This window comes from Microcystis sp. M44BS1, from assembly GCF_020244875.1.
Lineage (GTDB): Bacteria > Cyanobacteriota > Cyanobacteriia > Cyanobacteriales > Microcystaceae > Microcystis > Microcystis panniformis.
The window spans coordinates 1-10555 of record NZ_JADBVM010000050.1 but is presented as its reverse complement, the minus strand read 5'-3'; the positions used below and the strand labels follow the sequence as shown (position 1 = coordinate 10555).

The 10555-nt window shown below is 41.8% G+C and carries 13 protein-coding genes and 1 pseudogene; 8 read left to right on the top strand and 6 right to left on the bottom strand.

The window, feature by feature from the left end; all coding sequences use genetic code 11:
• Nucleotides 1-358 precede the first annotated feature (358 nt).
• Nucleotides 359-535, top strand: a complete 177-nt coding sequence (locus tag IM515_RS03005) for a hypothetical protein (RefSeq protein ID WP_287627037.1) — start codon at nt 359-361, stop codon at nt 533-535.
• A 7-nt stretch (nt 536-542) separates the two neighbouring features.
• Here the strand turns inward: IM515_RS03005 and IM515_RS03000 are convergent, their stop codons facing one another.
• Together IM515_RS03000 and IM515_RS02995 are read right to left on the bottom strand one after the other, a co-directional pair.
• The gene (locus IM515_RS03000) at nt 543-971 is read right to left on the bottom strand and encodes a PIN domain-containing protein (RefSeq protein WP_287627039.1); all 429 of its coding nucleotides are present in this window, start codon (nt 969-971) and stop codon (nt 543-545) included.
• Complete coding sequence (locus tag IM515_RS02995; protein WP_002770256.1) at nt 958-1158, bottom strand: hypothetical protein; 201 nt, start codon at nt 1156-1158, stop codon at nt 958-960. Before IM515_RS02995 ends, IM515_RS03000 begins: the two co-directional genes overlap by 14 nt.
• Before the next feature lie 797 nt (nt 1159-1955).
• Between IM515_RS02995 and IM515_RS02990 the strand changes: the two genes are divergently transcribed.
• From IM515_RS02990 to IM515_RS02980, 3 genes are all read left to right on the top strand, one after another.
• Nucleotides 1956-2237: a UPF0175 family protein gene (locus IM515_RS02990; protein ID WP_002765919.1), complete on the top strand. Its 282-nt coding sequence runs from the start codon at nt 1956-1958 to the stop codon at nt 2235-2237.
• Between the two features lies 1 nt (nt 2238).
• The gene (locus IM515_RS02985) at nt 2239-2727 is read left to right on the top strand and encodes a PIN domain-containing protein (protein ID WP_147069847.1); all 489 of its coding nucleotides are present in this window, start codon (nt 2239-2241) and stop codon (nt 2725-2727) included.
• Between the two features lie 81 nt (nt 2728-2808).
• Nucleotides 2809-2931: a hypothetical protein gene (locus tag IM515_RS02980; protein WP_255520648.1), complete on the top strand. Its 123-nt coding sequence runs from the start codon at nt 2809-2811 to the stop codon at nt 2929-2931.
• Between the two features lie 302 nt (nt 2932-3233).
• Here IM515_RS02980 and IM515_RS02975 read toward each other — a convergent pair whose 3' ends face one another.
• The 3 genes from IM515_RS02975 to IM515_RS02965 all read right to left on the bottom strand — a co-directional run bounded on the left by IM515_RS02975 (nt 3234) and on the right by IM515_RS02965 (nt 6554).
• Nucleotides 3234-4196, bottom strand: a complete 963-nt coding sequence (locus tag IM515_RS02975; protein ID WP_287627040.1) for a protochlorophyllide reductase — start codon at nt 4194-4196, stop codon at nt 3234-3236.
• A 310-nt stretch (nt 4197-4506) separates the two neighbouring features.
• Nucleotides 4507-5508, bottom strand: a complete 1002-nt coding sequence (locus IM515_RS02970; RefSeq protein ID WP_287627041.1) for a CsgG/HfaB family protein — start codon at nt 5506-5508, stop codon at nt 4507-4509.
• Nucleotides 5509-5567: 59 nt separating this feature from the next.
• The gene (locus tag IM515_RS02965; RefSeq protein ID WP_287627042.1) at nt 5568-6554 is read right to left on the bottom strand and encodes a succinate dehydrogenase/fumarate reductase iron-sulfur subunit; all 987 of its coding nucleotides are present in this window, start codon (nt 6552-6554) and stop codon (nt 5568-5570) included.
• Nucleotides 6555-7086: 532 nt separating this feature from the next.
• Between IM515_RS02965 and IM515_RS02960 the strand changes: the two genes are divergently transcribed.
• The gene (locus tag IM515_RS02960) at nt 7087-7473 is read left to right on the top strand and encodes an AbrB family transcriptional regulator (protein WP_002765913.1); all 387 of its coding nucleotides are present in this window, start codon (nt 7087-7089) and stop codon (nt 7471-7473) included.
• Nucleotides 7474-7866: 393 nt separating this feature from the next.
• A complete protein-coding gene (locus IM515_RS02955) occupies nt 7867-8661 on the top strand; it encodes a CPBP family intramembrane glutamic endopeptidase (protein ID WP_287627043.1) in 795 nt (264 codons plus the stop codon).
• Here IM515_RS02955 and IM515_RS02950 read toward each other — a convergent pair.
• The gene (locus IM515_RS02950; protein WP_287627044.1) at nt 8644-9447 is read right to left on the bottom strand and encodes a Tab2/Atab2 family RNA-binding protein; all 804 of its coding nucleotides are present in this window, start codon (nt 9445-9447) and stop codon (nt 8644-8646) included. The two genes, IM515_RS02955 and IM515_RS02950, sit on opposite strands and share 18 nt — an antisense overlap.
• A gap of 150 nt (nt 9448-9597) precedes the next feature.
• Between IM515_RS02950 and rimM the strand changes: the two genes are divergently transcribed.
• Together rimM and IM515_RS02940 are read left to right on the top strand one after the other, a co-directional pair.
• Nucleotides 9598-10188 (top strand): ribosome maturation factor RimM, encoded by a 591-nt coding sequence (gene rimM / locus IM515_RS02945; RefSeq protein ID WP_287627045.1) that lies wholly within the window; start codon nt 9598-9600, stop codon nt 10186-10188.
• Nucleotides 10189-10416 (top strand): annotated as a pseudogene (locus tag IM515_RS02940) (RNA-guided endonuclease TnpB family protein); the annotation flags it as partial.
• Nucleotides 10417-10555: the final 139 nt, after the last annotated feature.

The following is a 10555-nucleotide window of genomic DNA, read 5'->3' as shown; positions in this document are numbered from 1 at the left end:
GCGAATAGTGGAGAAAAATGTCTCTAGAGACAGCAAAACCATTAATCAAGCTTGGATGTCAGAAAATTTAGCACTGGTTAGGGATAATGCTTAGATTGTAGAGGCGAATAATTATAAGTCCCGTTTATTTTTTTTTTTTTTCATTCATCAGCAGAGCTTATTAAATAAACCATGCAGAGAGAAAATATCTGGTATAATGGCACTCCTGCAAGGATTTACCTAGGGATAAGCCGATTTATGTTGCTAAGGTTATATTTTGATAAACTTTTGTCAAGTTAGCCAGCAAATTAAGTTATTTTGTGATCAGTTAGGGTAGGGAGATGACTACAGCCTTGTCATCGGAGTCAGCCATGGGAATTTGGCCGTTATTATTGATGGTAAAGGCGGAGATACCGTCGCCATCGAGGTTAGGATTACCTGCGGTGATATTGTAGGTTCAGGGGTTGTTATCGGCATCAGTGGCGTTAATTGTGCCGACGACTGTACCGTTAGGACTGGTTTTAGAGATGTTAAAGACAGCATCATTAACCAGTAAAATACTTTTATTGCTTAAAGGGATTAATAATAGTTAATTTTTTATCAACAATTAAACCATCTTGCATATCTTCTGAATACAAAATATTTGCATCAGAAAATAAAGCACAAGCAATCACTAAACTATCCCAAAATGATAGATGGTATTGAGTTCTCAGATTAGATGCAGATTCAAAAATATCAAGATTAAATGAGATAACTTGATATTTTCTATAAAAGGAAACAATTAATTTAAACAATTGTTTTTCATCAAGCTTATGCTTTTTAAGTAAATTACAAGAAACCTCATTAACTATTTGGGTACTGATAATGATGGACTTTTCTTTAATTAATTGTTTTGCCAATATTCTTTTACTTTCTTCTTTTTTATCAGTGGAAAAAGCATAAAGCCAAATATTAGAATCAACAAAACAACTATGATTTTTAAGTTCTGTCATAAATTTCTTCTCGTTTCATAAATTCTAAATTATCAACCTCTATAGGATTTTCCAACAGGTATTCAATCATATCAATTTCAGGTTCACTTTGATTGAGTTGATTTTGAGCTTTAAATGCGGCAATAAGTACCTGTATCTGCTGAATTTGTTCAGGTTTAAGTCCAGTTACATTAATGTTTTTAATCATGGCTACCTTGGAATGATTTTTACTTTAATTATACTAATTACACGCTCTCACAATAATACTCTTCCTTTTTTACATCTTTGACTAAAATTATCGGTGTTAAAGATGGTACAGAGTCGATAGGGAATCCACCCGAAACTTAATTCGAGTTAGATAAAGTTGATAAGTAAGCGAATAGTCGAGAAAACTGCCTCTAAAGACACCAAAACCATTAATCAAGCTTGGATGTCAGAAAATTTAGCACTGGTTAGGGATAATGCTTAGATTGTAGAGGCGAATAGTTATAAGTTCCGTTTATTATTTTTTTTCATTCATCAGCAGAGCTTATTAAGTAGGTGGGTGGAATTAAATATAAGATGAACGTAGGTTGGGTTGAAGCATGAAACCCAACGCCCGATTATGTTACGCTACCGCTAACCCATCCTACAAATAATTGTGCCTCCCTACTTAAATAAATCGAGCAGAGAGAAAATATCTGGTATAATGCCACTCCTGCAAGGATTTACCTAGTAATAAGCCGATTTATGTTGCTAAGGCTATATTTTGATAAACTTTTGTCAAGTTAGCCAGATAATCAAGTTATTTTGTGATCAGTTAGGTTAGAGAGATGACTACAGCCTTATCATCGGAGTCAGCCATGGCAATTTGGCCGCTATTATTGATGGTAAAGGCGGAGATACCGTCGCCATCGAGGTTAGGATTACCTGCGGTGATATTGTAGGGTTAAGGGGTTATTATCGGCATCGGTGGCGGTAAATAAGTGTTATAAATAATTATAGGCTACTCAAAATAAATCTCAAATGACGACAACAGAAATTAAATTCACTCTAACTTTACCTAAAGTTCCAGAAATTCATCATCTGGAAGCTGAGAAAAAAGCTAAAGAAGCCTATGTTATGACTTTACTTCGTCATGGTGATATTAGTGCGGGACGTGCCGCAGAATTATTAGAGATTGATCGCCATAAACTTTCTGATTTAATGGATCACTACAATATTTGTTCATTCCCTATGCAAACCCAAGAAGAATTACAACAAGAAGTGGCTGAGACTCTCCAAATTTTAGAGAGATATAAAAAGTAACGTGATTATTGTCTCTGATACTACCCCTTTAAGTGAATTAGCAAAAGTTGGAAAACTTAATTTACTTCATGATATTTACGGGAAAATTATTATTCCTCAAGAAGTTTACCATGAGGTAACAACAGGAACTCATCCAGCAGTTAATTTAGTTCAATTAGCAGACTGGATAGAGAGACGAACAATTAGCAGTTCAGAAAAAGTCTCTACTTTGAAAACGATAACTAATTTAGGTTGGGGTGAATGTGCTGCTATGATTTTAGCTGAAGAATTAGAAGCCGATCAATTATTGATTGATGATTTAGAAGCTAGGCGAGTTGCTTTATCTCGAAATCTAAAAATTACTGGTACATTAGGTATCTTATTAGTCGCCAAACAACTAGGATTAATTACTAGCGTTCAGGAAGTTTTAGAGGCGTTAATTACTCAGGGTAAACGTATTAATCCAAGACTATATCAAGAGGTTTTATCTACCGCACAAGAATCATTGTAATTATTCAATAATTGCTGATAAAGGGACGTAAACATCATCACTCATGTACCCTAAAAACATTAATTAAAGGAGAAGTTTTTAATGGAATATCTTATTAGACCAGACCAACCGACCCAATGGAAAATTAACCCAGTAGATTTTATTGAAAATCTCGAAAAATCTTGGCATGATACCACTTTGTTTGCCCAGCAGATGCACAATTAGCCCTAAAAATCTGATAGCTCTGATACCAAATTATTGAGAGAAACTCTCATTAAGTTGGCGATCGCTGAATAGAGTGTGACACTTCATAATTCTTAGTAATCGCTAAAAGCCTTACTATACAAGGGCTAGAGCAACTTTTGATTTCAACGACTAGGGTGCGGAATGTGGGTTTTAATAGTATCATTAACTGCCAATCAAACTTTAAAAACCCAGTTATGGATTGTTTCTCCCTGTCCCAGCGCTCCCCGTTTCCACAAGGACACAAGTTACCTTGTGTCCCTTTTTAATCTCAAAATCAGAAATTAGGCTAATCCGACTAATTTAGTGCTGTATTCCCACATTTTTTCGCCTCTTTCCTCGTCGCGAGCTTGAGGAGAAACCCTTTGTACAAAAGATTTACCCTCTTTTTTCTGACGGTTGCCCCAACTCCAGTAAGCGCCGGATTGACGGTATTCGGGGTCAGCCACCACCATGGCCACTCTTTCCCCGGCTAATTCTTGGGAAACATAGCCACCGGTGATATTTTTCTGGAACCAGGGGAAAAACTGCTGGAAAAAGGGGTAATGATTGCGGAAAAGGGGTGTATCGGCCACACAACCCGGATAGAGGGAAGTAAAAGTGATTCCGGTGGATTCGTGATAGCGTTTGTGCAGTTCCCGCATGGTGAGAACATTACACACCTTACTATCTTTGTAGGCTTTGACCGATTCAAATTTTTTGCCGTCGGCCATAGTAATCGGCTCTTTGAAACCCTTGGCAAACCCTTCTAAATCGCCCAAATCAGGACGAGGAGGAATTTTGCCGCCTAATTCATCGGGATTATGGGTGACAGTACCGAGAATGACTAAACGCCGGTCGGGAGAAGGGGAATTTTTTAGGTCTTCCAAGAGCAAATTCGACAAGAGGAAATGACCTAAATGATTGGTGGCCATGCTCAATTCATAACCGTCGGGACTTCTTAAGGGTTCTTTGAGCAAAGGCAGATAGATAGCGGCATTGCAGACTAAAGCGGTTAGAGGTCTGCCCAAGGCCCGGAAATTTTTGACGAAGCGCCGGACGCTATCGAGGGAACCGAGGTCGATAAATTCAATACAGTAGTTATCCCGGGGAATGTTCAATTCCTTGGCCGCCTGTTCCATTTTCGGGATATCCCGACAGGCCATAACTACAAACCAACCTCTTTGAGCAAGGGATTTAGCGGCGTAGAGACCGACTCCAGAAGTTGTCCCAGTAATGATCACCGTGGGTTTTTGATCTTGTACCATTTTTTGATAGTTTTCGTTAATCGCTCTGGTCTAGGGAATATCCAAGGGATTCCGACTATAAATTTTATCGGTTGTCTTACCTGACCCCAGGCTTCCCTTTACATAACTTCAAATTTTCGTGAGTGTTCACTTATCAGTTATCAGTTATCAGTGATCAGTTATCAGTGATCAGTTATCAGTGATCAGTTATCAGTGATCAGTTATCAGTGATCAGTTATCAGTGATCAGATTTAAGTTTTAAGTTTACCGATCTCCCCACCTCCCCACCTCCCCAATTCATAATTCATAATTCATAATTCATAATTCATAACTAACGAATGGGTTTAGCTAAATCACCGATTTTAAAACCATTACCGGTAATGATGCGACCGACGCTAGATTGACCATCAGCTTCGACAATTTCGAGAGTGCCAATCGGTTGAGTAATCTGACGGATAACCTTACCCGTTTGCGGATCCTTGACCGTTTGGGTCGTCCGTTCGATGGAAATGCGTAAACCAACACGATAACCCTCTCCCGTGCCTTTATTGAGAATTACCTGATTTCCCGCCACGGCAGCCACTACAGCGGTGACAGTCGGGAGCGAGCGCGGTGTAGCGGCGATTTGGTCAGCTTTATTATTGAGATTATCCACCACCTGCGCTACTGCCTTATCGGTGGCAATACTGAGTAATTTCCCTTCGTTGGAGGTTTGGGAACCACCCCCAACCCCTAAAACCACGGTTGAACCATCGGATTGATTGGCACTACCATCTCCCTGAGCGGTGGTAATAATTTCGGCCGTGGTGGTATTAATTGCCCGGACATTCAACTTGACAAAAGCATCGGTTTCTGTCTTGGCGGTGCTAAAAATAATAAACGAGCCACCAGATTGTTTTTTTTGTAAATCGAATTGGGTAATCGAACCGATAATCACCACATCTACCCCCAAAATTTGCCCGATTTGAGCGGCGGTAGCGGCATCTACCCGTCCCGAAGCTCCCAAATTCTGTTCTCTGAGGACAGCATCAATGCGACTGCGCTCAATGACTGTATAGCGACCACTTTCCACCAATCTATTGACGAGAATATCACTGACACCACTGGCTCCACCATTGAGAAATGTTAACCACTGGGGATTACTGAGACCGCTATAATCGAAGTCTAAAACCGCTACGCGCACCTTTTCGCTTTTTTGGGCTAAGAGTAATGGTAAATTGTTAGAGGTAGCTTGGGAGAAAGCTGGTGCGTTGAAGCTAAAACCCAAACTAGAAGCGACTCCCACAAGGGTGATTAGGGCAGAAAAACCACGGATACTATCTCGATCGAACATGATAATGAGTTCTCCAGTCAAATAGAATATAGATCATAATCATCTCAAAATTACTCTAACTATCGAGAGCGAGAATTTTGAATGGCAGTAATTAAACCTCTCACTTCCTCGGTTCCCTCGGAAGCTTCAAAGGAAGTGGGAAATTTCCCCTTAGCAATCATCCGCAATCCCAAGGGGGCAATACTTAATAAACCCTGTAAATCGCGCCAATAATTGCCCAGCACATAGAGGCCGAATTGGCGTTCATCCACCCATCCCCCTGCTTTGACTAATTCCACTAAAACTTTCCGGTGACGAATGGGACGACTACTATCGGCCGACTTGCGAGCGAGTATTTCCTGTTTAATTTTACCGATCTGATCCATGGGGGCCACTTCCATAGGACAAACCGCATTACAGAAATAGCAACGGGTACAACCCCAAACCCCTGCGGTGCCTTGGTTATAAAGTTCTAGACGACCTTCTTGATTACCATCGCGGGAATCTGCTAGGGTGCGCTGCGCTTTTGCTAAAGCGTGGGGACCGACAAAATCGGGATTGACTTGCTTGGCGTTACATTCCGAATAACAGGCCCCGCACATAATGCAGTTACCCATCTGATTGAGATTGGCTCTTTCTTCTGGAGTTTGCAGAAATTCTCGTTCGGGAATGGTGCGTGCTTGACTACTAATATAAGGTTCAACTTTTTCTAAATCGTCCCAAAACGGTTGCATATTGACGATTAAATCCCGGATAATCGGTAAATTCCCCAGAGGAGCGATCGTGATTTCGGGAATTTCTCCGGCATCTTTTTGGCTACAATGGTTTAATTCACTGGCGATATTTTGTTGACAAGCCAAGGCCGAACGACCGTTAATTTTCATCGCACAGCTGCCACAAATTGTATTGCGGCAATTTTTACGAAAGGCCAAAGTTCCATCAAGTTCCCATTTGATGCGATTAAGGCAGTCGAGAATTGTATTTCCCGCCTCCACCTCTAGGGTAAAATTTTCTAGGTAGGGGGTGTCGTTGGGTCGTTGACGCAGAATTTTAAAAGAAACTTCCATACTCGGCACGGGGATGAGGGACTCCTAATACTCAGGATAATCGATGTTAACGGGCCAAAGGGGAGCTAGTAATGGTAATTAATCCTTAAGATTTTCCCCGGTCGGTTGAGCCAAGGGGTGGGTATCTAGGCCTAATGATAGATGGGCAAGTCGCTCGAAAACAGTTTAATCCCCCCAGATTTACTGCTCTGGGTCATTAATTTTTTGCCAACTCCAACCACAAGTATAGTTGCTCAATTCTTTGCTAGGTATAGCTTAAACGGTTTTATGTCCTCACTTTCTCCCCCCTGTTTTCCTCGCACCCGACCAAAAATTCCCAGAGTCTTGGCCAAAAAATTCCTCTCCCCCACAAGGTTTACACTTACTACCTAGTCCGGGGTCTTCTTAGCACGATTGTCATCACCGAACCATCAGTTTTAAAAAATTTATTATTCCCCTCTAGACATTTTTGGCAAGATTTTTGGTATGATCAATTTGTCAGTGTAAACTTAATTGACAGTCAGTCAAAAATCAAGGAACATTAAAAAGTACCATGAGTGACATCTCTCCTACTCCCCTAACCGGGAAAGCTCTACTACAAAAAGTCAAAGAGTTATCCCACTTACCCCGTCGCGAAACGGCAAAACGTTGTGGTTACTACTCTCAAAGTAAAGATGGCCAAGTTCGGGTCAATTTAACCGACTTTTACGATGCTGTTTTGGGTGCAAAAGGGGTTCCTCTCGATCCCGAAGGCACTAAAGATGGCCGCGGCCGCGAACCCACTTTCCGGGTTAGTGTCCATAAAAATGGTCAAATCGTCATCGGTTCCACCTATACCGAACAAATGAACTTGCAGCCCGGCGATGAGTTTGAAATCAAACTTGGCTACAAGCACATCCACCTCAAACAAACGGAATCAGAAGAATCGGTAGAAGCTTAAATAGGTTACGGAGTAGGGATAAGGACAAAAAAAATCGGCAGTCAAAAGGGCTAGTTTTGACAAGACCGACCAAAAAGACAATATAGATTCTTATCCCTAATTCTAACCCCTGACCGCCTCTTTTATCAACTTGAGGGGTTTTCCTTAAGCACTTTTTCTTCTTTTTCGCAACCCCCTAGGGATGGATTTTTGTTGGAGCTAGGCTTTACCAGAGCAAAGTTCCACAGTTATCCTATGCCTAGGGGGTTTGTTTTATGGGTGTTAGGGGTAGGGGGTAGGGAAATGGGGAAATGGGGGGATAGGGAAATTTCAACTAATACCCCAAAACCCCAAAACCCCAAAACCCCAAAACCCCACACCCCACACCCCCACTTCCATAGCACCTAATTGACAATGGACATGGCTGCCTTAATAAAAATTATTATTTTCCTGTTAGTCTGGTTAATTCTCTGGCTGCCGATTGCCATTGGTTTAGGGAGTCGTTTGGGATGGCAACCGCTGCAAGGGACAAAACCTGACCAGAAATTGCCCCTAGTGGCCTCTCTTTACGTTTTGGCTCCCTTAGTTATCTGGGGATTATTGAAGATAGAGGGGAGCAGCCTCCATAATTACGGATTAATTTGGTCATTTTCCCTATTTATCTCCCTAACTAAAGGATTAATCCTGGCAGTGGTGGGATTAGGGATAATTTTTTTCCTAGAGGGGATTTTGGCCTGGGTACATTGGCAGCCCAAAAACCTAACTCGCGCTTTTGCCTTGAGTTTACCCCTGTTGATAGTGGCCCTCTGGGTGGGTATTACCGAGGAATTAATCTTTAGGGGCATCTTTTTGAGTCAATTAAGCCAAGAATACGGTTTTTGGGTGGCGGGAGCCATTTCTAGCCTAATTTTTGCCCTGCTGCATCTGCTTTGGGAACGTCAGCAAACGCTGCCGCAACTACCCGGTTTATTTCTGATGGGGATGGTTCTGGTCTGGGCGCGGGCGATCGATCATGGTAGTTTAGGATTAGCTTGGGGACTTCATAGCGGTTGGGTGTGGGGATTAGCTTTGCTGGACAGTGCCGAATTGATGTCTTACAGCGATTCTGGGTTAGTTTGGGTTAAAGGTATCTATAACCAACCTTTAGCGGGTTTAGCGGGTATTCTCTGCCTCTTGGGGACAGCTTGGGGGTTAAACTTGTTTCAGTAGCCAAAAGCCGGTAAAAGTGCGACCAGAATCATCCGGTTGTATCAGGAGAAAGTGCAAACCTTGGCTTTCCTGTTTGGTTGCTTGATAAACATTGGCTGCCAGGGCCACTTCTTCATCTTCGTAGGTCAGAAAAATCCAACGTTCATTTAGACCCGATTCCAAGACTAAACCGCCCGATCGCCCCCTTTCTGTGGGAATATGATCGATAAATACTGGGTTAATTTCCTCTAACCAACGAGCGATGGCAAGAGATTTTTTACCACCGGTAATAACCACACCGGGGATCATGAGAGTGGAGGCTAAACCCAATTTTAAAGGAGAAAAGGCCTCTGGTAGGGAAAGAATCGGTATTCTGCGATCGCCAAAAAAATTAACTAAATCAACGGCGGGAAAACGAGCAAAACGCCACTCTTGACCTAAAAATTGGTCGGGTAGGGGTTGCGGTGGAGGAGAGTCGATATTGATGGGGATTTGCCGTAATTCTAGCTGTTTTTTCAGAGCGTTAACGTGACGGGTTAACTCAATTTTGATCTGTAAATTTTGACCAGCGAGGAGAAATAAATTGGCGCATTCGGGGCGAAAAACTTGGATAATTTCCGGGGGGGAGACTTGACAAGCTTGCTGTAACTGTTGGGTTAACCAGTCGCTATTAGCTTGGGATTGGGGACAGGAATTTTCATAGATAAGATGACCAAGAGAATCGGAAATTAACAATTGCCAGACTGTGCCAAGAGAAGGAGAAGATGAAGATGAAGATTTATAAAAATCCGCTTGCCAAATAGTCATAATTCAGTCAAAAGCCACCAGTAAAAAGTCAAAAAATGGTCAGGAGTAGAGGTCAACTAAAAATTTTACCCTACCAAGACTTTAAAAATCTAGGAGCGAGACAAAAAAAGCTATATACTAGGGAAAGCTATAGCAAAAAATATTGAGACAATGGAAGAAAATTGGCTAGAAATTGGGACAATAGTAGCACCCCAGGGACTGGAGGGAGAATTGCGAGTTTTATCGGTATCAGATTTTCCCGAACGTTTTCAGAAGCGAGGTATTAGGGGAATACAAAGGCCTCAAGGGGGAAAAATCCGAGAAATTACTCTGCTCAGGGGACGTGAGCTACCGGGCAAAAATGTTTATATTATCAAGTTAGAGGGGGTTGAAAATCGGGAACAGGCCGAAGCTTTGCGCGGATATAAATTATGGGCGAATAAACTGGAAAAACCTCGCCTAAAAGCGGATGAATATCATGTTAGTGAGCTAGTAAACTTAGAAGTTTATCATCACCTGACAGGAGAAAAAATCGGGGTTGTAGTAGATATTTTGTGGGCGGGTAATGACATTTTAGCAGTGCAACTAGAAGCAAATCTAGCCTCCGTCAAGAAAAAAAGTCCATCCTCCGACTCAGAGGCCACGGCCCTGGTCCCCTTTGTCAAAGAAATTGTTCCACTGGTGGATCTGAAAGCGGGACGCATCGAGATTTCGCCACCCCCGGGGTTATTAGAGATCAATTTATCTAGAATGTCGGGATGAAGACCCTCGCTGGCCGAACGAGCCTGGTCGTCTATTGCTCGTTTCTATGACAATTGTAAGAAAAAGGTTAAAGGTAAAAAAGGTTATCCCAAGTTTCAGAAAAATGATCGTTCTGTGGAATATAAAAACTCTGGAGGTCAACTATCGGAGGATAGAAAGAAAATAACTTTCACAGATAAGAAAAATATTGACACGGTTAAACTAAAAGGAACTAGAGACTTAAACTTTGGCGTTGTCAAATGGAAAGATGCTCCGAATCAGCACCGGAACTGAAATTACATTGATAGCAAGGATTGCATGGCATCTTGACAATTAGTGTTTAATGAACGAATAGTGCCGGTAGTTGGGCTTAAGTGGGGAACAAGAG